The organism is Xanthomonas sp. NCPPB 1132 (genome assembly GCF_056629235.1).
The window spans coordinates 65,870-87,749 of sequence record NZ_CM152819.1 but is presented as its reverse complement, the minus strand read 5'-3'; the positions used below and the strand labels follow the sequence as shown (position 1 = coordinate 87,749).

The 21,880-nt window shown below is 64.0% G+C and carries 21 protein-coding genes; 2 read left to right on the top strand and 19 right to left on the bottom strand.

Going from position 1 to position 21,880, the window contains the following annotated elements:
* Window positions 1-346 precede the first annotated feature (346 nt).
* Entirely contained in the window at window positions 347-2,725 is a 2,379-nt protein-coding gene (locus tag AC1G9L_RS00405) for a TonB-dependent receptor (protein ID WP_481069951.1), read from the bottom strand.
* A 362-nt stretch (window positions 2,726-3,087) separates the two neighbouring features.
* On the opposite strand from AC1G9L_RS00405, the gene AC1G9L_RS00400 reads away from it, so the two are divergent.
* Window positions 3,088-3,849, top strand: coding sequence for an OBAP family protein (locus tag AC1G9L_RS00400; RefSeq protein ID WP_481069949.1), 762 nt, complete (start codon window positions 3,088-3,090; stop codon window positions 3,847-3,849).
* 16 nt (window positions 3,850-3,865) lie between these two features.
* On the opposite strand, the gene AC1G9L_RS00395 is transcribed toward AC1G9L_RS00400, so the two are convergent.
* The 11 genes from AC1G9L_RS00395 to AC1G9L_RS00345 all read right to left on the bottom strand — a co-directional run bounded on the left by AC1G9L_RS00395 (window position 3,866) and on the right by AC1G9L_RS00345 (window position 10,189).
* Window positions 3,866-4,183: a MafI2 family immunity protein gene (locus AC1G9L_RS00395; RefSeq protein WP_019800644.1), complete on the bottom strand. Its 318-nt coding sequence runs from the start codon at window positions 4,181-4,183 to the stop codon at window positions 3,866-3,868.
* Between the two features lie 28 nt (window positions 4,184-4,211).
* A complete protein-coding gene (locus AC1G9L_RS00390; RefSeq protein WP_019800645.1) occupies window positions 4,212-4,676 on the bottom strand; it encodes a DUF3828 domain-containing protein in 465 nt (154 codons plus the stop codon).
* A gap of 373 nt (window positions 4,677-5,049) precedes the next feature.
* Entirely contained in the window at window positions 5,050-6,072 is a 1,023-nt protein-coding gene (locus AC1G9L_RS00385; RefSeq protein ID WP_019798968.1) for an IS5 family transposase, read from the bottom strand.
* 133 nt (window positions 6,073-6,205) lie between these two features.
* Entirely contained in the window at window positions 6,206-6,646 is a 441-nt protein-coding gene (locus tag AC1G9L_RS00380; protein ID WP_019799591.1) for a hypothetical protein, read from the bottom strand.
* 118 nt (window positions 6,647-6,764) lie between these two features.
* Window positions 6,765-7,157: a hypothetical protein gene (locus tag AC1G9L_RS00375; RefSeq protein ID WP_010340810.1), complete on the bottom strand. Its 393-nt coding sequence runs from the start codon at window positions 7,155-7,157 to the stop codon at window positions 6,765-6,767.
* Window positions 7,158-7,423: 266 nt separating this feature from the next.
* Window positions 7,424-7,684, bottom strand: a complete 261-nt coding sequence (locus AC1G9L_RS00370) for a hypothetical protein (protein ID WP_019799590.1) — start codon at window positions 7,682-7,684, stop codon at window positions 7,424-7,426.
* A 142-nt stretch (window positions 7,685-7,826) separates the two neighbouring features.
* Window positions 7,827-8,279, bottom strand: coding sequence for a hypothetical protein (locus tag AC1G9L_RS00365; protein WP_019799589.1), 453 nt, complete (start codon window positions 8,277-8,279; stop codon window positions 7,827-7,829).
* Window positions 8,280-8,377: 98 nt separating this feature from the next.
* Entirely contained in the window at window positions 8,378-8,860 is a 483-nt protein-coding gene (locus tag AC1G9L_RS00360; protein WP_019799588.1) for a hypothetical protein, read from the bottom strand.
* Window positions 8,861-8,933: 73 nt separating this feature from the next.
* Window positions 8,934-9,290 carry a hypothetical protein gene (locus AC1G9L_RS00355; protein ID WP_019799587.1) on the bottom strand — a complete coding sequence of 119 codons (357 nt, stop codon included), beginning with the start codon at window positions 9,288-9,290 and terminating at the stop codon, window positions 8,934-8,936.
* A 124-nt stretch (window positions 9,291-9,414) separates the two neighbouring features.
* Window positions 9,415-9,696 (bottom strand): hypothetical protein, encoded by a 282-nt coding sequence (locus AC1G9L_RS00350; RefSeq protein WP_481069948.1) that lies wholly within the window; start codon window positions 9,694-9,696, stop codon window positions 9,415-9,417.
* A gap of 100 nt (window positions 9,697-9,796) precedes the next feature.
* Window positions 9,797-10,189 (bottom strand): hypothetical protein, encoded by a 393-nt coding sequence (locus AC1G9L_RS00345; RefSeq protein WP_481069947.1) that lies wholly within the window; start codon window positions 10,187-10,189, stop codon window positions 9,797-9,799.
* A gap of 295 nt (window positions 10,190-10,484) precedes the next feature.
* On the opposite strand from AC1G9L_RS00345, the gene AC1G9L_RS00340 reads away from it, so the two are divergent.
* Window positions 10,485-11,162 carry a hypothetical protein gene (locus AC1G9L_RS00340; protein WP_019799584.1) on the top strand — a complete coding sequence of 226 codons (678 nt, stop codon included), beginning with the start codon at window positions 10,485-10,487 and terminating at the stop codon, window positions 11,160-11,162.
* A 249-nt stretch (window positions 11,163-11,411) separates the two neighbouring features.
* On the opposite strand, the gene AC1G9L_RS00335 is transcribed toward AC1G9L_RS00340, so the two are convergent.
* The 7 genes from AC1G9L_RS00335 to AC1G9L_RS00305 form a co-directional block, all read right to left on the bottom strand.
* The gene (locus tag AC1G9L_RS00335) at window positions 11,412-12,239 is read right to left on the bottom strand and encodes an abortive infection family protein (RefSeq protein ID WP_481069945.1); all 828 of its coding nucleotides are present in this window, start codon (window positions 12,237-12,239) and stop codon (window positions 11,412-11,414) included.
* Window positions 12,240-12,639: 400 nt separating this feature from the next.
* Window positions 12,640-13,380, bottom strand: coding sequence for a Qat anti-phage system TatD family nuclease QatD (gene qatD / locus AC1G9L_RS00330; RefSeq protein WP_481069943.1), 741 nt, complete (start codon window positions 13,378-13,380; stop codon window positions 12,640-12,642).
* Complete coding sequence (gene qatC / locus AC1G9L_RS00325) at window positions 13,380-14,678, bottom strand: Qat anti-phage system QueC-like protein QatC (protein WP_481069942.1); 1,299 nt, start codon at window positions 14,676-14,678, stop codon at window positions 13,380-13,382. Before qatC ends, qatD begins: the two co-directional genes overlap by 1 nt.
* Window positions 14,675-15,190 (bottom strand): hypothetical protein, encoded by a 516-nt coding sequence (locus tag AC1G9L_RS00320; RefSeq protein ID WP_481069940.1) that lies wholly within the window; start codon window positions 15,188-15,190, stop codon window positions 14,675-14,677. The genes qatC and AC1G9L_RS00320 overlap by 4 nt, the downstream gene beginning before the upstream one ends.
* A 240-nt stretch (window positions 15,191-15,430) precedes the next feature.
* Complete coding sequence (locus tag AC1G9L_RS00315) at window positions 15,431-17,203, bottom strand: P-loop NTPase fold protein (protein ID WP_019799579.1); 1,773 nt, start codon at window positions 17,201-17,203, stop codon at window positions 15,431-15,433.
* 201 nt (window positions 17,204-17,404) lie between these two features.
* Entirely contained in the window at window positions 17,405-17,614 is a 210-nt protein-coding gene (locus AC1G9L_RS00310) for a hypothetical protein (RefSeq protein ID WP_481069938.1), read from the bottom strand.
* A gap of 243 nt (window positions 17,615-17,857) precedes the next feature.
* Complete coding sequence (locus AC1G9L_RS00305; protein WP_481069936.1) at window positions 17,858-21,682, bottom strand: LamG-like jellyroll fold domain-containing protein; 3,825 nt, start codon at window positions 21,680-21,682, stop codon at window positions 17,858-17,860.
* Window positions 21,683-21,880: the final 198 nt, after the last annotated feature.

Below are 21,880 nucleotides of genomic sequence, written 5' to 3'. Positions count from 1 at the left end.
CCTTGCGCCCTCCGCGCTGCGCGCTCCGGGTCCGCGTCCATCCCGGGGATCCGCGGAAGGGGCATCCTGCCCCTGCCGCGGACGGCGTACATCCATGTACGCCGCCCTTCGGGTGTTTCCCCGCGATGGCCGCCGCTTCGGAAGGGAACCCGGCAAATCAAAAGCGAGAGCCAAAGCCCAGCAACAGCAACAGCAACGGCAACGGCAACGGCAACGGCAACGGCAACGGCTATGGTCACAGCTGCGGCAACTTATCCTGCCAAACGCAAACGGGCGGGAGGACTGTCGCCCTCCCGCCCGCTGGTGCCGGCAGGTGCTGCCGGCGTGGTGCTACGACTTGCTGCGATCAGTGCCAGTGCAGGTTGAAGGAGACGCCGACGATGCGGGGTTCGTTGTACACGGCCGCCATGTAGTTCTCGATCACGCCCTTGAGGTTCTTCTCGTTGGTGATGTTGCGGGCGAACGCCGCCACTTCCCAGGCGCCGTAGTTGCCGGTGTAGCCCAGCTTGAGGCCGCCTTCGAAGTTGCCATTGGAGGTGAACTCGGTGGAGTCGTACAGCACGAAGCTGGTGTAGCCCTGCTTGTTCCAGTCGGTGGCGACGAAGAAGGCGCCGCCGTCGTTGACCGGGATGTCGTAGCGGGCGGCCAGGTTGACGTTGTACTTGGGCGCGTTCGGCAACGGGTTGCCGTCGATCTGGGCGAAGGTGTTGTTGCCGATGCGGATCGTCGGATCCTTCACCGTACACACCACCACGCCGTTCAGGCCGCACACCTGCGCGTACACGCGCTTGTCCTGGATCTCGCTGTGCAGCAGGCTCAGGCCGGCGGTCAGCGACAGGTTGGGGATCGGGCGCCAGTCCAGGTCCGCTTCCATGCCGTAGGCCTTGGCCTTGTCGGCGTTGAACAGCACGCCGTTGCCGTTGGAGTCGTTGCCGTTGAGCTGGATGTCGTCGACGGTGTAGGTGAAGCCGGTGACGTTCAGGCGCAGGCGGTTGTCGAACAGGTTGGTCTTGATGCCCGCTTCCCACGACAGGATGGTTTCCGAGTCGGCGGTGGTGAAGTCGGAGTTGAACACCGCCGAACGGCCCTGGATGGTCGGGCCGCGGAAGCCGCGGGCGACCTTCGCGTACACGTTGACGTTCGGGTTGATCTCATACATCGCGCTCAGGTCCCAGCTCGGCTGGGTGTCGGCCAGGCGCACGTCGCGGCGGCCCTTGTAGGTGACCACGCCGGCCGCGGTGTCGGCGGTCTTGAGCAGCTTGGTCTCCTTGCTGTCGCGGGTCTGGCGCACGCCGGCGGTCAGGGTCAGCGCGTCGGTGACCTTGTAGGTCAGCTGGCCGAAGCCGGCCCAGGAGGTGTTGCTGTTGTGCAGGCGCACCCAGTTGTTGGGATTGCGTGCGGCGGTCTGCAGGAAGTAAGCGCGCTGGTAGAAATCGGTGGTGTCCTTGCCGTCGAAGTAGAACGCGCCGGCCTGCCACTGCAGCGGGGCGTCGCCTTCGCTGGCCAGGCGTAGTTCCTGGGTGTACTGGTCCAGGTCGCGCACCTGGCCCATCGACTGGCCGTAGCCGTTGGGCACACCGTTGACCGGAAAGTTGGCCGCGGCGCCGCCGTCGGTGTCGCCGCGGCTGTAGCCGGAGGTGGTCTCGTAGGCGCTGATCGAGGTCAGCGACACGCCGCCGAAGTCGTAGATCGCCTTCAGCGAGGCGCCGTGGGTCTTGTACGCCTGCGGGTTGTCGTGGGCTTCGTCGTAGGCCACCTGATCGCGCGGCACGTCGACCTTGTTGGAACCATTGTGCAGGGCGCCACGCAGGAACAGGGTGGAGGTGCCGTCGTAGTCGCGGGTGTGGAACGAACCGAGCAGGGAGAAGTTCTCGCTCGGCTTCAGCAGCAACTGCAGGCGCGCGTTGCGGTCGTCGTAGCCGCCCATCGCGTCCTTCTTCGGGGTGATTGTGCCGTCGGCGCTGGGGCCGGTGTAGGTGTTGTCCACCCAGTTGTCGCGGTGCTGGTACAGCGTGGACACGCGGAACGACAGCACGTCATTGATCGGGCCGCCGATGCCGCCGTCGACCGAGACCGTGTTGTAGCTGCCGTAGCTGGCGGTGACGCGGCCGGTGTAGTCGTCGCTGGGCTTGATGCTGTCGAACTTGACGATGCCGGCGGTGGTGTTGCGGCCGAACAGCGAGCCCTGCGGGCCGCGCAGCACTTCCACCTGGTCCACGTCGTAGACCGGGTTGGACTTCAGCACCACGTGCTCCAGCACCACGTCGTCCTGGATGATCGACACCGGCTGCGAGGCGCCGAGGTAGAAGTCGATGTTGCCCAGGCCGCGGATGTAGAAGCGCGGGAAGATGCGGCCGGTGGTGGTCTCGGCATAGAAGCTGGGCACGCGGCCGGACAGCGCCAGCAGCGTGTCGTCGCCGCCGGCGGTGAAGTCGCGCATCGCCTCGCCCTGCACCACGCCCACCGACACCGGCACTTCCTGCAGGTTCTGCTCGCGGTGCTCGGCGGTGACGATGATGGTGTCCAGCGAGGTCGCCGCATCGCCAGTGCCGGCGGCGTTGGCCGGGCGGGTCTCGCTGCCAGCCAGTGACGGCGCGCTGTCCTGCGCGGCGGCGGCGGCGGCGACCGAGGCCAGCACCAGGGCGGCGCAAGCCTGCGCCAAGCGGGTACGGACCGGCGCGGCGCGCGCGGCCAGCGGCCGCGGGGAGAGAGAGGAGAGCAGCATGTCGGATCCTTGTGAGCGCGCAGAATCGAGTCCGTTCGGCTTGCGCAGCAGCCCGCGACGGCATGCGCCATACGGTGGTGCAGCGCGGCACGATATGTCGTCTGTGTTGCACCGCCATTGCAATGACGGCATATCGGCCACGGCGCAACGATGCATGACCGCCCGACGGCGCGCGAAGCCGCTGCAGCGGACATCTGCCGACGTGCATGCGCCACGCCACATGGTCGGCTCTGCGCGTCACGACGCCGTGCAGACACCCCGGCCACGGCCGATCGACGTGGCGCAGCCAATGCTGCCCCTTGTCGTGCGCCACGCGTCCGGGCCATGCGGCCCACGCCGCCGCGCCGCCCTTGGAGTACCGCATGCGCCGCATCCTGTTCGCTCCCCTGTTGCTGACGTTGGCGGCCTGCGGGCGCGACCCCACCGAACCCGCCGCGCAACCGCCCGGCGCGGCCGAGAGCGCCAAGACCCGGGTCCTGGAAGCCGGCGCCAAGGCACTGCAGGACAGTGGCCCGGCCGCGGTGCTGGACATCCACCTGGTCGGCTTCCATCCGATGCGCGAGCATCCGCACCAGCAGATGGAAGCCCACCACTTCTGCCGCCAGGCCAACGAGGATTTCGCCCAGTGCGCCCTGTTCGACGGCGACACCGCGCAGGCCAACCTCACCGGCGTGGAGTACATCATTTCCGAGCGGCTGTTCCAGCAACTCCCGCCCGATGAGCGCCGCTACTGGCATCCGCACAACGGCGAGATCCTGTCCGGCCAGCTGTCCGCACCCGGCCTGCCGCTGACCGCGGAGAAGGCGCTGATGCGCAGCAAGCTCAACAGCTACGGCAAGACCTGGCACACCTGGCATTCGCGCGACGGCGATGCCGCCGGCGACGCCCTGCCGCTGGGCGAGCCGATGCTGGCCTGGTCGTTCAACCGCGACGGCGAACTGCAACCGGACCTGCAGGCCCGCCGCGATGCCATCGCCCCGCACCGCAGCGCCGAACTGCGTGCCAACCGCCAGGATCTGACGCCGCTGGCCAAGCCGCAGCAGGGCGTGGACCTGCTGCGCGACGCGTTTCCCGCGGCCACGCCGATTCCCGGGGTGGTGGAGGCGGGCACGGAGGAACGGTAGGTACCGGCGGCGCCAGTCAGGCCGAATGATCCGCTTCTGCGCGGCGATATGCCACGTGCTGCAGGGCCTGCAGCGGCGCCGGCATCGGCACGGCGACATGCGCTTCTTCGAGGTTCCAGCCTGCCGGGAAGTCCGCGATCACCTCGGTGGCGGCGCGCGAGCAGCTTTCGTGCGGCGCTTCCAACGGCGGGCCATCGTATTCGAAGCGCAATCGGACTACGCGCCGCGCCCGATCGGCCTCGATCGAGGCTTGCCGCAGTTGCGGGTGCACCTCGCCGAGCAGAGCGCGCTGCAGGCTCAGCAATAACACGGTACGGCTGCCGAGTTCGTCCATCGTGCTTCCCTCGTCTACGCCGGCGACGTCATTGCGTGCAGCGCTGCGCGGCAAACTCGGCCAGGCGTCTGGTGAGCGTTCCTTCCTGCCAGGCGATGTCGAAGATCACCCAGCGATCGTCCTGGCAGCCTAGCACCACCGTGTCCGTCCACTGCTGGCCATCGATGGCCAGGCTGGCATGCACCTGCGCGGTGTCGCCGGTGACCTGGGCGGTCGTCGAGACCAGCGCAGTGGGCTGGTCCGGCCACAGGAAGAACGGGCTCTGGTCGAGCATGTGCGGCTTGACGTCTGCGGGCACCAGTTTGGCGCAGGCCGCCTCGTAGGCGCGCTGCGCCTGCAGCGCCGCGAACAAGTCCCGCCCCAGCAGCTGCCGGACCTGCGCAACGTCTCCGTCGGCGTGCTCGGGCGCGATCGCCCAGGTATAGAACGTCTGGACCGTGCGCGCCGGCGACTCGCCGGCGATGGCGGCGAACGCGCTCAGCCACAGGCTCATCGCACACAGAAAACGAATTCCCCTCATCGATCGCCGACACCTTGAGCCGCCAGGCGCGGCATGGCGATCCTCAACGAGGCGCTGCGCGCCGTCAATGCGAGCGCTCCCCGTGCGCGCCAGCGACCGGCGTGGACGCAGCAACCAGGCGGCCTGGGTAACAGGAGACATCCGATCTGACCCGGACTCCACGCACCTACGTAGGAGCGGCTTCAGCCGCGACGGGCTTTACCGGGAACGCCTACGCGGCTAAAGGGCACCTCGAACAACCTGCCACGACCTGGAGCCAGGGGCAGCATCTGTCGCAACGGCACCAGAGCGGCGCCTGATCGTGGTGGTTGGGAGGCTGAGGTGGCCGCTCGGCCACCTCAGCCGATCACGCCGGCACCATGGCCCGCTCCTGTAGCCGTGCCAGCCGCATCACGTTATGGCTGGCGACCTTCAGCCCGATCACCACCTTTGCCCGCGCCAAGCCGATGCAGCGTACGAACTTGCCGCCTTGTTGGGCCAAGCGCGCAAACGGGTGCTCGCCGAACACCCGATCCTTGGCAATGCGACGGTTCCGGCGCTTTGCTGCCTCGCTCAAGGGCTTGCGTGCCTGCCCTTGATGTTGGATCGCGGGGCGGTAACCACGCTTTTTCAGGTCTGCTTCTCGCGCTGCATCGGCATACCCGCTATCGGCCCATACCGTGCGGCCGGTGTTGTCCGGGTCCAGCACCTGCTCGAAGTGGCGGCTGTCGTGCACGTTGGCCGCGCTCACGTCGTAGCGGCGGATGAAACCCCAGCGGCGGTCCGTGCTGGCGTGCAGCTTGTAGCCGTAGAACGTCACCCCATGCTTCCTGGTCCAGCGTGCCTGCACGTCTTTCTGCGCACGCTTGGCATCACTCCAGTCCTGGCCGACGTCATCGCCCTGCTTGATCTGCGCGTTCTCCTCGCGCGTGTTGCGCTGGATCGGAGCGCTGACGATGCTGGCGTCGATGATCTGACCGCCGCGGGCAATGAACCCAGCACGTTGCAATTGCTCACCGATCGCCGTGCTGATGTCGCCCATCAGATCCTTGGTCTTGAGCCGTTCGCGCCACACCCAGATCGTCTTGGCGTCGGGCACCTTGCCGCTGTGTTCCAGTCCAAGGAATTGCTGGAAGCTGCGCCGATCCAGCACCTGATACTCCAGCGCATCGTCGGAGAGGTTGTACAACTGCTGCAACAGCAGCAGCTTGATCATCATCTGCGTCGGCCAAGCCGGACGGCCGCCGCGCTTGCCGGTACCCAAGGACAGCTTCGCGTCTACGGCGTGAGCAATCCCGGCAAAGTCGATATGCCGTGACAGCAGAGCCAGAGGATCGCCGATCTGCTGCCGCTTGGCTTCGCGTTCGTGGCCGGCAAACAGGCTGATCATCGTGGCGTCCTCGGCGTGTTCTCCAGACCAATGATGCCAAAGGTGGGGTTTTTAGAGGTGCCCTGAAGCCGCTCCTACAAGACCACGACACATTTCACCGAGTCGAAGCAAAAGCACGTACCAGGGCGGTCCTTCAGTCGCTGTCCACCCCAAGCACGCTCAGACGCAGCGGCGGTGCATCCGGGCCGGCCGGCGCATGCGCCAGTCTTCCGGTCACCCGCACCACCTGACCGCTCCCTTCCTCACGCAGATGCGCCGCCTGGTCCGCGGTGACCACCAGCCGCAACTGGCGCACTTGCTCGTGCCGCGGCTGGCGCCCGTCCGTCGACGCCGCCACGCACAGCGGCTGCGGCAGGATCAGCACCTCTTCCTGGGTCGCTGCCGCAGCGGCGTCGGCATGCGTGTGGGCATGCGGCGCGGTGGGCGCCGCGGATTCTATGGGCGACGGCGCCAGGGTGCCGGACAGGGTGACCTGGGTAGGCCCGTACGGCAGACAGTGCCTGGGCGCCGCCATCAGCGCGGGCGCAATACCGATCAGCAGCAGCGAAAACAGCGACAGGGTTCGACTCGGCATCGGAGCACGCGGACGTGGACGGACCTGCGAGCATACCCAAGCACGATGGCGGGCGTGCTGCAGTCGGGCGCCCACCGTCGAGCACCGTGCTGCGCCGCCATCGAGCCGGCGGAGGCCGTCAGGGTTCGCGTTCCACCACCACGTCGGTGAACCGCGGTTCGGCGGCGATCAGCGCATGCAACCGCACAAAGCACGGATCGTCGTCGTGCATCGCATGGCGGCCGAGCAGGCGCTCCCAGAACGAGCGCTCCTTCTCGATCTGCAACATCCAGGTATGGTTGCCGTCGACCTCTTCCTCGGCGTAGGCACCGACAAGGTAGGAGCGCCCCTGGCATTCGGCTTCGGACGCCCAGCCCCAGTCTTCCGGGTCCGGCTCGGACAGCACCATGCTGTCGCCGACACGGACGCGCAGCCAGTCCAGCAGCGAGCTGCCGCGGATCGGATTGATCGGATTCTCCGGCTCGGCGCTCACCTCGAGCAGGCGGGAGCGGAAGTGGATGACAGGATGCATGCGGCAGCTTGACTCTCGAACGATCAGGGGGCGGACGCACGCATCGGCGCGGCTGCGTCATGGCGAGCAGGCGCGGATGGGCGGTCCAGGAAGGTAACGCATGCACGGCCGCCCAGGTGGACAACGGTGCGGCACGTCATGCAACCCGGTGGCGGCCGGCATCGCCGCTACGGCACATGGGCATCTCTCGCAGCGCCCTGCCACCAGGGACCGATACCGTGGTGCAGCGACGGGCCGGACCCATTGCAACACGGGCGCATGACAACTCATCGCATCTGTCGTAGACAGGCACGCGCGCCCAGATACGCCCAGATGCCGAGTGCGACGGCAAGCCAGACGCTGGCGACCTTGCTGCAGGCCGAGGCGAAGAGCAGGTACGGAAACGAGTCGCCGGGAGGACCACCTTGCAACGACGCTGTGCCCCCGCGTTGCCAGAACGTCAGCCACGCCTCGACACCGCACCACAACGGCAGCACCCAACCGGCGGACAGCAGCGCGATCGCGACGGCGAGCAGGCGCTGCTTCATCGCACACCGCCATGCGCCGACGTGGCCACGCGGCAACTAGCGTGGTCGTGCGACGGATCCGCAAGCCGGTTGAGCAGCCACAGGGCGATCGACCGTCGCGGCAGCCCTGCCGTCGTCATGGCGACGCAGCGGCGGTACAGCCTCACGGTGTTTGCTCCGGCTCCGGCTCCAGATCCGGCTCGAAAGGCTGATCGGGCAGACGCTGCCCGCACCATGGACAGAACTGCACACAGATCGCGTCGTTGAGATACCAGGTCGGATCCTCGCCGCGGAACAGCTCGAACCCGATCCGCACCACCCTGTCCGGCTTGGTCACCGCGGCGAACATGCTGCTGCAGCAGTAGCGTGCGACACGCTTGCGCCACACCACACGCTCCGGGAACTGCGCGTCCATCCAGGCGGTTCTCCAGGCCTGGCACGCCGTGCACTGCGCCAGATGCGACAGCGCCGCAAAGGTCGGTGGGTCCGGGAAATGTTCCTCCTCTACCTCGATCATGCACTCCAATGCGATCTCCAGCTCCGGGCGTTCGCCGATCTGATCGCGCAGCGCCGACAGCGTGTGTCGGGTGGTGAAGCAGGTGCCGGAATGGGGCATAAGGGTCAGGTGCAGTCCATTGCGAGGGAGTCGAGCATCACCATGCAACGTTGGCACAGGCGCGCCGTAGAGCCAAGGTCGCGAATAGCGCTCCTTACTCAACCTGTCGCGATCTCACGCCACTCCAGCAATCTGTCTGCCGCCCGTGCGGCCTGTTCTTGCACTCCGGGAAGACCCATACCCTGCTCGCTGAGCTGCAGCAGATGACGAACCAGCGCCGGATGGTCCGCACCTTGCCAGAGCAGACTGCAGATCGGCTCGACATAGCCTTCGTACTCATCGCGCGCCTGCGGTGTTCCAGCGATGCCGATTGGGTCCCAGATGTAGTGCAGCACCTCGCTGACCGCGCGACGCAAGGTCAGCATTTCATCCCGACGGCGTGTCGATGCGACGCGACGCACATCCGCATCGTTCCGCAGAGACCGCAGTAATGCGTCATCTTCGATGTAGAACATCTCGCGACACGGCAACTCGGGCTTTACCGCAATCATCATCAATTGGCCGAGACGCAGATCAGGATCGCGCTGCCATGCCTCCTTCACCGCGGCGAGGACGCCATCGATTCTCTCTGGATCTCGCATGTGTATTCCTTTGTCGCCGACATCCACCAGCGTATACCGGCAGGCCCGATGCAATCGCGTGCAGCCGGGCGGGTCAAGTGGGTATGCTCTTGCCGCACGCAGCGCAGAGCTTCGCGCGCGGCGTTCGCAATGGCTTTCCGCAGACGTGGCACGGGGGGCCGTAGATGGACAGGCGGTGATGCCAGATCACGGCCGGATTGGTCTCGGTCCGCCCGGTCAATTCGTGATAGAGCTGGCGCGCCCGCTGTCCGTATGGCATTGCCAGCGCTTCGTGCAAGGAGATTCCATTCTGCCGCCGGAGCTCCTGAATATCGTAGAGCGACTCGGTCAATGCAGGATCCATGGTTTCCCATTCTGCGTCGTCCAGCATTGCCACCACCTTGTCGCAACGCCAGCAGTATAGATCCTTTGCCATCACGTAGACCTTCATAGAGCAATGTTGATATGGATGAAGCAGAGGCATGACGAGGCAAGATAAGGGCACTCTAGATGCCGCTTGCTCAGCCAGGACTCAATCGGTTTACTACTCCGTTTTGCCCCGCCCAGCCTTGGCGTCAGCTCCCCGCCGCCTGCCACAGGGCATAGCCCAACAGCCCAAAGCCCACCAGCGCGAACCCACCCCAGAAGGCCGCCGTGTCGGCCGAGACCACGCGCGGGGCCAGATAGGCACTGCGCTTGCCGGATTTCCTGCGCTGCTTGCTGCTCCACGGTTCGACGCTGTAGCAGCCGAACGAGAACGCCGGCACCACGATCATGCCGACGACATAGCACAGTCCGTACAGGACGATCTCCAGCATCGGGCGCAGGACGATCTCGGTCAACAGGCGTGCGGGCATGGTGTCAGCTGATCCAAACAGAGTGATGTACGGCGCCGGCCACGCCCCTGCGTTGGGCCTGCATGCGATGCTCGCCCAGCGGCCGGTGGCCGTCAACGGCTCACTGGCTGCCGCTGAGCAGCCGATGCACCAGTTCGAATCCAAGCACCGACATCGACGGATAGCGGGCGTATTCGTCCACCGCCAGCATCCGCACGAAGGTATCGCCTTCGTGCAGTTCCCCGGCGATGTGGAAGGTGAGCAGTTCCCCTGCCTCCTCGGGCAGCGGCGCGTGGCCAATGATCTGCCAGTCGCCGCGCTTGAGCTTCTGAGTGCCGGCAAACAGCAAGCGGATGTCCTGGTTGCTGTCGCGCACCGGCAGCGGCTGTCCAGGCGACGGGCCAAGCGCCGGCATGGATGCATGCCGTTCCAGCACACAAAAGCCGACCACCTGGCGATAGTCGCCCTGCGGCGCCCACAGCACCTGGCATAGCGCATACGTTCCCGTGTCCAACGGGATCGCAAAGACATCGCCTGCCCGGTACTTCACTGCCGTTCCACTACCCTCTGCGTCTGAAACCTGGATCGCCGCAAAGGGGGATCCCTGCAACGTGCCTGATGGCATCTACCTTACAGGCCGAGACTTTTTTCCGCGTGGGCGTCGCAAGTCGAATGACTTGCGGCTGGACCACTGCCCCCTCCTGACGGTAGTGACTGGCAGGCACCACGACGCCCTCGCCTGCCGGTTCGCTCGCCACTGGTTCACCCGCCGTGGACCACACTGTCGCCCCACCTTTGGAGCGACTCTGATGCACAAGACCTGGCTGCTCGCCTTGTTGGCGGTTCCCGCACTGGCTCACGCGGCGTCGGACGAGGACGCGGCGATGTGCCGCAACGGCGGCTTCCCGATGAGCACGGCCGGGTTCTCGCTCGCCAAGGTCGCGGTGCCGCGCCTGTACCTGCTCAACGACGACAACGGCTGCCCGGCCAAGGGCGAGGCCGCGTGCCGGCAGCGCGCCTATGTGGTCAAGGACGACACGGTGATCCTGGCGCAGCGTCAGGGCGGCTTCGTCTGCGCGTTCTACCCCAACAAGGTCGGCGGCAGCGCCGGCTGGGTGGCGGCGTCCAGCGTGCAGGCGCTGCCGACGACGGCCGCACCGAAGCCGCAGGCCTGGGTCGGTCAGTGGCACGACGGCGACAACGCCCTGCAGCTGCTCGCCAACGGCGACGGCACCCTCACCGCCAACGGCGATGCCTACTGGCCCAGCGCCAACCCGAGCCCCGAGGAAAGGCCCGGCGGCCCCAACCTGGGCGCCGTCACCGCACGCGGCTTTCCGGAAGGCAACCGGCTGGAACTGAGCGAGGACGACTGCAAGGTCCGCCTGCAACTGCTCGGCGACCTGCTGGTCGTCTCGGACAACCTGCAGTGCGGCGGCGCCAACGTCAGCTTCAATGGCGTGTACCGGCGCGCGGCGGCGAAGCGCTGAGGCGCAGCCTCCGCGGTTCCCTCGTTTGGCGTGATCCAGGCGGCGATCCGGTGCCGCCTGGGTTCTCGCTAGAAGATCGCGTCCCGCGGCGTGACGCCAGTTTGCGTCACAGACCCACGCTTTGCGCGACAAGCTCCGCGAAAACCCACACATCGCCCTTGTCATACGTCTCCGCAGAGCGAAATTTCAAAGTCATCGCACTCAACGTGACTCTGACTGCTGTTTTGGAATGATTTTTAGGGGACAGCTTCACGGGGTCAGAGCATCAAGCATCAGTGATGCAATGTTTCCCATAGACTCAATGGAGAAGCGAGCCTGCGATGGTGTGAGACCACCAATCCAAGGCCGACCGTGACCAGTGCCTTGCTTATTGCGCAAAGCGTTCAAAGCGCAACCGAGCTCATACGCAGCACGCTCCATACGCTTATTGATAGGTTCACTAGCAATAACTGGATCACTCGGAGTGGCAAGGCCAAGTGCCGTGAAAGCTTGACCCAACAAGGTTGGGAAGTTGGAGGTGCTCGAATATGAACCCCACTTCTGCACTAGCACGTGAGCGGCGGTTGCCTCCAGTAGGTCCTTAGCCGTTCCAGCTAGCAATGGACTGTCCAGCGATCCGCGTCGTGCGCGGTCAGCATATGCTTGCAGGGCCGCCGTAAGGGCTTTGCCCGTCAGGGAATCTAGTACCCTCGGCTGGAGCGAACCGTCAGACGAGAGATCCCAGCCTTGTGCGGCAAAGACCGAGGTGAGGTTAGTGATTGCCTCGGCACCGCAGTAGTTGTTAGAGGTCGGACGGAACCCGCCGTAACCTTGAACGGTTGAAATGAGGCCAACAACAAGCACCTCCCCAGCGGGAGGATTGTTGGATAACGCCCAACTCAAGGTGCCACGTACTCGCTTTGATTTTCCGATTGGCTTACTGCTCAATCTGCCAGGGTCAGCAACCGCGAGTTTGGCTTGATCAATCTGAAACTCGATATCCGAGTGCGTGGGCTCACGCTTATCACTCTGTGAATCATCGACGAGCCGAGCGATCGCTACGACTATAGCATCAGTAAGTGAAGGTCGGTTTGCCATGATAGTTCATCTACCCCCAATTATTGAACGTTCTAAATGCGGCGCAACACAATCCTCCCTGAGTCAGGGGCTTACGTCAATCGTCCACTTATTTGAAATTCCTCCACTTTTCGTGCCTGTTGTCGGCCTCCCCGCCTACGAGTACCTCCAACCCCACCTCCGCAGTTCTCAGTTCCGAATCTCGCGGCAACCTAACGCAGGAAACGGCGCCCGCGCCACTTGACAGAAACTGGGCCTAGAGAATTTTCGTCAGATTGTCCTTCCTAGGGTGACCAACACAGAAAATTTCACTCTGACCTATTTCTCGTTCTTCTGGCGCCACCTAGTCCGCGCGGAGATTAGTTTGCTCAAAGAAGAGGCCGAGCTCCCCTCGCATCTGGCGATATGGAATTGAAACGCACTATAACGAGGCCAGTCTTCGAAACGAGTTTAGGATGCGCCGTGACGCAAGCTCGGCCTCGATCTTCCACAGCCGCGCAAGCGTTTGAACAGATGTCTGGCACTGGGCTGGCTGCAACGGCTCCCCATTCTCAGTGGCGAAAGGTCCATCGGTTTCAGTCAGCACTCGGTCCGGGGGCATCATCGCCGCCAATGCCCGCCCCTTCTGCCCCCGCAGCATGCCGTTGCCCACGGAAAACCAGCATCCCATTTCGATTGCCCGGGCCAATTCGCGTTGGCTGCCAGAGAACCAGTGGAGAATCGCCACGCCATAGCCAGGGTGTCGCTCCAACGCGTCAAGTACTGCCGTTGCGGCATTACGGCTATGTAGGGTGAGGATGCGCCCACCAGCCCGGACACACGAGGCCAGCACATGGTCGAAGATGGCAACCTGTGCCTCCCAACTTGTCCGGTATTCGGTGCCGCCATCCAATCCGACCTCCCCGACATAGCGGGCGAGCGGCAGCAGCGCATCGAACAAGGCGAGCTCTGAGCGCCGTTCTGCCGCCAGCTGGGGATGCAGGCCCAATGCCGTCTTGATGCGGCTGTGCCCTGCGGTTAAGGCTGATGTTTTCTCCCATGCACGAGGTGTGGTGGTAACCGACAGCACATATGCGCCGCTGGACTTTATGGCACTAACTTGCACCGCAGGCTCTGGATACAGGTCCAAATGACAGTGCATATCGATCAGCGGTGCGGCCATTACACGAGATGGTGAGAACCCAGGAAATCCCTGACCTCTATCATCCCACGATGCACCGCTTCCAGGCGCGCCTGACGGTCAACCGCTGCCAATGGCATGGGTCCCGCTTTGGCTACCCATGCGGCCATATCCGTGTCATCCAGCGCCTCAGCAGCCAACATCATAGCCATCAGGTCATCTGAGCCTGAACTGTGCTGGAAAAAGTGCAGCAGGTTTCTGGCATCGGGTGAGTAGACGGTGTTGTCCTGCCATCCTGCAGCGTAGAAGGATGCCCGCCGGATCAAACAGGGCACACATCGACCGCATTGCACCCCCGTGCGCTTCCACTTACCGCACGACACGGTCCGTGACGCCATCGCCGCCAATTGCGGCTGGGACGCGCAGGCCGTCATCATTTCACCCTTTGTCATCTGGGCATAGGGGTTTACCAGCTCCACGTCGATGCCCACCATGTCCATCACGGTCTGGATTTGATGTAGATAGTAAGGATGGGTGGTGCGGGTGCTCAACGCTCCGATGCGTCGGTTTGTCAAAGGCGGATTGATGGCAATCAGGCCATTCTCTGGCACGAAGAGTGTCGTGCGCCCCTGCCCAAGTGAGGCGGCCATCAGTGCGCCCATGGCCAGAAAGTTCAAACTGCGGGTGCGCATCTGCACATCATGGCCACGACCCAGACTCGCCACTGGTGAGGCCGACGTAGCAAACCGCACGACACCTGGCCCAAAGTGAGCCAAGAGTTCCTTCTGTCTGCTGCCATCCAGACGATACGCATGGCTAACCAGCACCGGGTTGCGGCCTCGGCTGCGCAGGTCCAACGCTCCAATGGCGGAATCCAACCCGCCCGAATACAAACATACGCTATCGCAGCCATCCAAAATGATCTTTCGCTGCACCCGATCACGCGGCACAGGCGGGCGCGAGCCCCCGCGCACGAACTGCAAAGTCCACTCATCACCACTAAGAAAGCCCAAAGCTCGCTGGAGAATCGGAATGGCCGGCCGCCAGCGCGTAGGGTCTATCAAAGCTACTTTTAGCTTGATCTCTCGAGCCCAGCCGTCAGGCGCTTTGCCACGATCAGCGAATGTATCAGCTGCAGTTACGGCCAATGACAAGGACAAAAAGTCAAACGCCGTCCGGTTCAAATGGTTTTGCACCCGAGACAATTTGTCCAAGACCGGGCCGCCCACGGTTCCTCCGCCTATATACTGAGGACGCCGCCCATAGAGATGCACAGGTATACGTGATTCGGTGGGTATCGGGAGTTCGTCTGTGTCGGGATGCACGATGATCTGGTTCATGGCTCAAAGCCCTCCCATTCGCTCCAGACTTCCTTGATAGCTTCCAACTGAGCAGCTTGCATATCCGCTTGATTCATCTGGCCAATTTGATCTTGCAGCAACGGTTGCATGTGCTTGTCGGTGGTGGCTTGGACCAGTTCCCACAGTTCCTTCTCCGCCTCCCGAGCGCGATCAGTAGACTCAGCCTTGGTGAAGGCCTCATTGGAGTCGAGAACGATCTGCTCGAAAACGCAAAGCGCCGTATAGACCACCATTAGCTCGACGATGATCTCTTCGGTAATTGCAGCAAAGTCGAAATCTTCCACACCATCCAAACACGTGGCGAGCGCCTCGGTCAGCGCTACGCGAATGCGCTCCGCGTCGCCATTTATCGGAACCAGCGCCTCCACTAGAGCATCAATCAGCTCTCGCGTAGAGTGACCCGCTAGTGCTCCGAGATTGAACGGTGCAGCAGTCGGGTTGGTTCGCAAAGCAGTGAGTGCATCGAACAACCAGGAGCCGGCCTGAGCCATCGCACCAAATCGACGCGGACCATGTTCCGATCCACCAGTCGACGTCTGGGCATATGCTCGCAATCCCTTTCGGAGCGACTCCCCATCGCCAGTGGCAACAAAGCGACCGAGAGAGGTGCGAAAACCCTGAAAGCGATTGGGCTCAGGTTCTGGACCTGGACCTTTCCCATCTACATCGGCCCAAGGCGGTACCAAAGGACTGCGGTTATTGGCACCTTTACTAGACGTAGAAGTCCCCATTTATGCCTCCTCCTTGAACCAATCTGCGTCTTTCACACTGACGGTTAACCAGCCTGGCAACGGCGATGGCAGACTGCGGATGAAGACGGCCAGTTGCGCTGCGGCGCTAGAGTCGGCATCGGCAAGCAGCTTCGCACCCACGAAGCCATCAGGTTTCTTCTTCCAATCGGCGTGGCCACGCATCTGACCGATTAGCTCGCGCATGACATCGCTACGCTCACCTGGTGGGAGCGTTCGCACGGCACCCAACCCCATCGGAGAGGACAATGTCTTAGCCTCACGCAAGCCTGCCAACGCGCTTAGCGCAGCAGCCGATAGCCCGGAGGAACTAGTCCGCAATACAGCCGTCTCACGGCTCAGATACACAAGTGAGCGCAGATCCAGTTTTCCGAGCTTGGGTTCAAGACCAAACCAGTCGAAGATGAAAGCCACGCTCTTCTCCCACTCCTTTGGCGCCTTGGCAACGAACTTCTCGCGATCATTCGACAGCGCTTCAAGCTCAGCTATCAGTGGCGACGCTCCCTTGGATGCACTAGTGATCAGCGAGTAGAGCTGATTGATCGCCTGTTCATCGGCACATCGCTCAAACAAAGCAAATTTCGCGACCATCGCCTCATTGACAGGCATCTTCCTGCGAGCGGCAATCGCAACACGTAATCGCACGGTATTGAGCAACCGCTTGATCAAGCGAGGATTACCGAGCACATGAGTAGACCTAACCAGCAAAGGCGCTAACCGGTCAGCAGTCTCAAAACTACTTCTCAGCTCATCACTAGGGTTTTCGCAGTAAGCCAACGCTTCTTCAACAGTCAAGGGATCTGTTTCCCAACTCCTTCTAAGATTATCTTCAAGCCCCGCCTGAAGATCGCTCCGGTTGGCCTCCGAGACATTGCCAGCGTCTGCAAATAGCATGAATAAGTAAGCTCGAATCTCGGTGATCCCAAGACGGGGGACGCGTACTGGGATCTGGATCAGCTTATCCAGGTAGTCGGTGACATGCCGAGCGCTTGCGCCGTTGAAGTGCTGACTAACCGAATTTCGAACCATGTCTTCGTCAGCCGCCACCACAAAAGCCGACTGCTTCATGAAAAGGAACAAGCGTAGCGCTTCGAGCGTGTGGATGGTCTGCGCGGGAAGACAGCGATCCAGATTGTCCACGAATACGACCATGGGCTTCTTAAGCCCTCGCAGTACCAAAGCGAACTCCTCGCGAAAAGCATCGATCTGCTCGGGGGGGCTCTGCTCCTTGGCAGGCCGAATCACCTTCGCAACCTGCTTTCCACTATTCACTAGCGCTTTGCCATCCTCCTCGTCGGCCTTACCTGCCACGACATCGCCCAACGCACCGATCGCCCGTGACGCCACGCCGAACAAAGGAACACCGAAAGCGGCAGCTGCCAACTCCACCCCAACGCCCAATGCTCGCACCTTATCTACTCGTTTGAGCATGCTCGTGGCCGTTCCACGCAGGCCAGCATCCTCCTTTGCGGCGTCATACAAAGTGCGTGCGATGACATCCATCAGCGCGGCGCGTGCATCATCGTAGCCTTGGTACAACCAAGCATCAAAACGGATGACGATTACCTTATCATTGGCGCTTTCGCAGAGCTTAACTTCGATAAGATTGAGGAGGCTCGACTTACCTGTGCCCCAAGTGCCAAATACGCCCACCGACACCGGGCGCATGGAGGGATTAAGAAGGATCTCTGAAACCACCTCTGCCAGTTCCAGATAGTTTAAATAGTCGTGCCTGGTTTCTATATCTGACCACATTGCAGCCTCCCTTCCTTGCGACGCACGGAAAATCTACCACCCATACAACTGCGTATACGCCTGTTGGCCGCAAAGCCTCCTCACTCCAAGCGATAGCCCGGGTCAAATTGGAATTTCAGATTAACGGATACGGAGAAAACACAATCAACTTCGACGATTCCACTCAGCTGATCTCTTCGCCTTGAGCTTTTAACTTAGAAACTAATGCTTATGTCGCCGGTATTGATTGTTGGTATTAGAACTACGATAGCTACCACCTTTGTGCGAAGAGCCATGGCCCGACGTGTAGTGACCGCCGTGACTGGTCGTGTGGTGTGAACCCGCCGCACGCACACGTGCGTCCGCAGATGCAGCAGCCAGGCACATGGCGAACCCAGCCAGCGCCCCGATGATCGAGACTTTGGTAAACATCGATTTCCCCCTGAGAAAAAGTGGCTTCCTAGTTTCCGTTGCAGATCGGCGCTCTACGCCGCGTATCCCGCAGGCGCGCCCGTCCAATCAGGTCCGATGGAAGTCCGTTCTCCCACAGACGATCCTGTTTTAGCACGACGTCACACTTTTTGGGGAGACAAATGCGGCCGTCCGTCGGGAACATTCCGAGGTGAATGCGCGCCCCGCTAGGCAAGGGCGCGTCTTGATGTGGGCTCGATTAAATCAGGGCACATCCACCACATTGTTTCTCTTCGTCAGTTCTGCGACGTCGCCCTGGGTGACGATACGCAGCCGACCGTTTTTGGCGCTCTTTCCACCGGCCACCACCAACCGCACCAACGCCGTCTTCGGCTCCAGATCGCGCGGCGCCGCCAGCGCCTGGAACGCCGCCCGCGCCACTTCCCGACCCCGCGCATCCTCCAGCACCACAAACCCAGCCGGCGCATCCACATGCCCCAGGCTATGCACGGTGACTTCGATGGCATCGTCCGTCACCCGCACATCCCCACGCCCAATCCCCAGATCCGGCCGTTGCTCGACCGGCACCGCGGCCGGCGTGACCAGCTCGAACTCCATCACCACCGTCTGCCCGGCTGGGAATTCCACGTCCACCGCCCCGCTCTTCTCGAGCGCGAACTCGCGCGTGGCGGCCTTGCCATCGATCTTCCCGTCGCCGTCGCGATCCACACCCGCACGCATGCGCCACTGCCCGGCCGCGACATTCCACCCGGTCATCTGCGCCCGCTGCACCTTGCCGCTGGTGTTGTAGCCGATGACGGTGAAGCGATCCTGCCGCGGCTTCGGTAGCAGCAGCGCCACCTGCACCGCGCCTTCGGGATCGGCGAAGCGCCAACTGACGGTGTGGCCGGGATAGGTCTGGTTGCGCTTGAGGGCGACGCCGCCGAGGCGGGCACGCTGCAGGTTCACGGTTGGCGATTCGACGCGGTCGCTCCACCAGTGGCCTTCGGTGTTCATGTAGAAGGTCTGCAGTTTGTCGCGGGTCTCGGCGCGGTACAGGGTTTCCAGCCAGCGCGGGTCGCCGCTCTGTTCCCAGGCGACGTGGTGGGCGAAGTCCGGCGCGTCGTCGGGGTCGGCGTCGGCCGCGGTCTTGGCCAGGCTGGCGCCCCAGCTGTCGCGCTTGCCGAGTACGTCGAGGAAATTCTCGTTGAGCAGGGACAGGCCGCCGGGGCCGGCCTTGGCGACGCGGTAGTCGATGGCCTTCAGATAACGCGCATCGCCGGTCCAGCGGTAGGCCGCCCAGAAGGTGTGCAGGGTGTCGGGGCCGCCGCTGCCGTCGAACAGGCTGCCGCCGCGGGTCTTGCCGGTGGCCCAGTCGATCTCGTTGGGCAGCGCCCACTGGCCCTTGGCGTCGGTGTAGGCGTGGGCCAGGTAGCCGTCGGCCAGGCCGGTGACGATGCGGCGGCTGTTGGGGTCGGCGTTGTAGCCGCCCAGCAGCAGTGCCGGGTGCAGGATCGGGAACGAATAGGGCTTCTGCCACTGCCAGTTCGGTTCGCGGTAGACCTTGCGCCCGCCGAACCAGTTGCTGGCGAACAGCAGGTGGCCCTGCGGGTTGACCTGGATGATGTTGTCGAACGCCTTCACCGTGCGCATCAGCCGCTCCACCGTCAGCGGGTCGCCCCAGTTGAGGTAGAGCATTTCGCTGTTGATGTTGATGCCGTCTTCGTAGGAATGCAGTTCGTCGGTCTCGATGGTGGAGAGGCCGTCGGTGAACATGCCGTTGCGGTAGTTGGCGTCGGACAGGGCGGTGAGCGAGGCGTTGAGCTTGTCCGGGTCCACGCCCATCAGGGCGACGCCGGGCCATTGCTGGGTGAGGTCGGAATCGTCGGAGATGCCGCCGCCGAAATCGCCATAGTCGACCTGGCGCTCGTCGATCCACCAGTTGATGTAGCGGCGCGTGGCCTTGAGATCTTCCAACTGCCAGAACGCCCAGCCCGGCACGCCCTTGGGCGGCTGCGGCAACTGCACCGGCAGCGGACCCTGGTTGCCGTAGCTGATGTCGGCCCAGTACTGGCGGCCCAGCGCGTTGTCCGGGTCCACCCGCAGCAGGTCGTGGATGTCGGCATCCAGGCGCGCGTACAGGCGCTGGCGCTTGGAGGTGGTGTGTTCCTCGACCAGGAAGCCCCAGTTGTCCTTGACCTGGTTGAAGCGGTCGGCGATGTGCTCGACCTTGGCCTGGTCGCGCGGCTTGAACAGCAGGCGGATCTGCGCGCCGTCCAGCGCGCGCGCGTCGAAGCCGGGCGCGGCGGAGGCGATGCTGAGCATCAGGCTGTCGTCGGTCAGGATGCGGTCGCGCAGGTCCAGCCACAGCGTGCGCGCCTGCCCGGGCGCGACCGAGACCGACACGTCGAGCATGTCGCGGCCGGGCCAGATCGGATCCTTGACGCGGATGTTGAGCGGGATCAGGCCTTTGTGCGTAGCCGGCAGTTGCAGCGCCGGCAGGTCGATGGCGATGCCGTCCAAGCCGTCGTGCATGTTCTCCCAGCCGTAGGACCAGCTGCGCATCAGCGGCTGCGCGGCCGGGGCGTCGCCGAGGTTGGACGGAATGAGCACGTGGACGATGGGCAGCGGCGGCACCGCGGTCTTGTCGTCGGCACGCTTGCGCGAGGGCGCCTTGGTCGGCAGCGCGACCACGGTGCTGCGCTCGTCCGGCGGGTAGCGCCCGGCGATGTAGGCGCGCAGCGCGGCGAGGTTGGCGTAGTCCGGGGCGATGTCGCTGTGCACGGTGTAGCGCAGCGTGGCGCTGGGGTTGGCCGGCTCGGCGCCGGCGCCGACGTCGTAGGCCCAGATCTCCTGGATCGGGGTTTCCTGGGCGACGTTGGTGAAACGCAGGTGGCCGCCGCGGCGGCGTTCGAACTGGTCGACGCTGCGCACGGTGCCCTGGGCGCGCGAGAACAGCGGCGCAGGCGTGGCGCCAACGGCGGCATAGGTGGCCTGGCCGTAGGCGGCGCCACGCAGTTCGATGCGGTTGAACGGTTCGTCGGGCAGGGCCAGGTCCAGCGCCTTGCCGCCTTCGACGTAGACGTTCCAGTCGGGCAACTGGAAGTAATCGTTGCGGCCGGGCAGGCGCGAGCGGTTGTAGACGCCGGGCCAGGTGGTCTCGGCGATGCCGTCGGTCGCCTTCCACATCCATTCCTTCAGGTCCTTGGCGTCGGCGAACTCGACCTTGCGGATGCGCGTGGACGGGGCATCCAGCGCCGGCGGGGCGCGGCAGTGGTCCCAGCCGAAGCGGTGCAGCCAGGCGTTGCGCGCGGCATTCTCGGGCACGGCTTCGGCGCTGCGCGGCTCCTGCTGCCGGGCCAGCGCGGCGACGCCGGCGGCGTCGAGCATGCGGTCGTAGACGCGGATCTCGTCGACATCGCTGCCGCGCAGGAAGTTGTAGCGGCTCTGCACCTGGTGCGGCGCCAGCACGCGCGCGGCCAGACCGAGTTGGTCGAGCGCGGCATCGAAGTCGAGCGAGCCGCCGTCGGCGCAGGCCTGGGTGCAGTCCACGCGCGCGGCTTCCTTGCCGTCCACGTACAGGCGCACGCCGCGGGTCTCGTCCCAGGCGAAGGCCAGGTGGGTCCAGGCGCTGGGCGCAGGCACCTTGTCGAGCTTGAAGGAGACGCGGGTGCGCGCCAGGTTGGCATCGGTGACGAAAGCATCGAAGCCGTGGCCGTTCCAGTCGATGCGCAGCCAGGCCATGTCCCAGCTGGTGTGGTCGGCGTAGCCGACGCGGAAGATCACGAACGGCGCTTCGCCCACCGGGTAGCGCGAGCGCCAGAGGAACGACAACGTGCCGCGCTGGGTGTAGAGGTTGCCGGGGGCGTTCCAGGACAGCACGCCGTCGTCGGCCCATTCGATGGCCTGGCCGGAGACGCCGGTGGGCACCAGGGCGATCTTGTCGCGGAAGTTGGGTGTCGGGTCGCCGTGGGCGACGTCGGCGTCCAGGCCGTGGTCGGCGGAGACGCGGAACAGCAGTTCGGGAGTCGCGGCTGTGGCGATGGTGGGACAGACGAGTCCGCACAGCAGGGTGAGACTGTGGAGCATGCCGCGCAGGCGCATGGGGAGTGCGGTGGAAGACCGAGGCCGGCTGCCGCGGCTGAAGCCGCTCCTGCGAGGAGCCGGTGCGCGCGTAGGAGCGGCTTCAGCCGCGACGATGTGGTCGGCGACGGCGCCACTGCGAATTGCCTGTTTCATCTCGCTCCTTTGCGATCGGCGCGCACCATGCCGGCGCGCGTCGATCTC

Coding starts and splice junctions, on each gene's coding strand:
- AC1G9L_RS00405 (WP_481069951.1), bottom strand. CDS start 2,725: ATGCTGCTCTCCTCTCTCTCCCCGCGGCCGCTGGCCGCGCGCGCCGCG.
- AC1G9L_RS00400 (WP_481069949.1), top strand. CDS start 3,088: ATGCGCCGCATCCTGTTCGCTCCCCTGTTGCTGACGTTGGCGGCCTGC.
- AC1G9L_RS00395 (WP_019800644.1), bottom strand. CDS start 4,183: ATGGACGAACTCGGCAGCCGTACCGTGTTATTGCTGAGCCTGCAGCGC.
- AC1G9L_RS00390 (WP_019800645.1), bottom strand. CDS start 4,676: ATGAGCCTGTGGCTGAGCGCGTTCGCCGCCATCGCCGGCGAGTCGCCG.
- AC1G9L_RS00385 (WP_019798968.1), bottom strand. CDS start 6,072: ATGATCAGCCTGTTTGCCGGCCACGAACGCGAAGCCAAGCGGCAGCAG.
- AC1G9L_RS00380 (WP_019799591.1), bottom strand. CDS start 6,646: ATGCCGAGTCGAACCCTGTCGCTGTTTTCGCTGCTGCTGATCGGTATT.
- AC1G9L_RS00375 (WP_010340810.1), bottom strand. CDS start 7,157: ATGCATCCTGTCATCCACTTCCGCTCCCGCCTGCTCGAGGTGAGCGCC.
- AC1G9L_RS00370 (WP_019799590.1), bottom strand. CDS start 7,684: ATGAAGCAGCGCCTGCTCGCCGTCGCGATCGCGCTGCTGTCCGCCGGT.
- AC1G9L_RS00365 (WP_019799589.1), bottom strand. CDS start 8,279: ATGCCCCATTCCGGCACCTGCTTCACCACCCGACACACGCTGTCGGCG.
- AC1G9L_RS00360 (WP_019799588.1), bottom strand. CDS start 8,860: ATGCGAGATCCAGAGAGAATCGATGGCGTCCTCGCCGCGGTGAAGGAG.
- AC1G9L_RS00355 (WP_019799587.1), bottom strand. CDS start 9,290: ATGAAGGTCTACGTGATGGCAAAGGATCTATACTGCTGGCGTTGCGAC.
- AC1G9L_RS00350 (WP_481069948.1), bottom strand. CDS start 9,696: ATGCCCGCACGCCTGTTGACCGAGATCGTCCTGCGCCCGATGCTGGAG.
- AC1G9L_RS00340 (WP_019799584.1), top strand. CDS start 10,485: ATGCACAAGACCTGGCTGCTCGCCTTGTTGGCGGTTCCCGCACTGGCT.
- AC1G9L_RS00335 (WP_481069945.1), bottom strand. CDS start 12,239: ATGGCAAACCGACCTTCACTTACTGATGCTATAGTCGTAGCGATCGCT.
- qatD (WP_481069943.1), bottom strand. CDS start 13,380: ATGGCCGCACCGCTGATCGATATGCACTGTCATTTGGACCTGTATCCA.
- qatC (WP_481069942.1), bottom strand. CDS start 14,678: ATGAACCAGATCATCGTGCATCCCGACACAGACGAACTCCCGATACCC.
- AC1G9L_RS00320 (WP_481069940.1), bottom strand. CDS start 15,190: ATGGCTCAGGCCGGCTCCTGGTTGTTCGATGCACTCACTGCTTTGCGA.
- AC1G9L_RS00315 (WP_019799579.1), bottom strand. CDS start 17,203: ATGTGGTCAGATATAGAAACCAGGCACGACTATTTAAACTATCTGGAA.
- AC1G9L_RS00310 (WP_481069938.1), bottom strand. CDS start 17,614: ATGTTTACCAAAGTCTCGATCATCGGGGCGCTGGCTGGGTTCGCCATG.
- AC1G9L_RS00305 (WP_481069936.1), bottom strand. CDS start 21,682: ATGCTCCACAGTCTCACCCTGCTGTGCGGACTCGTCTGTCCCACCATC.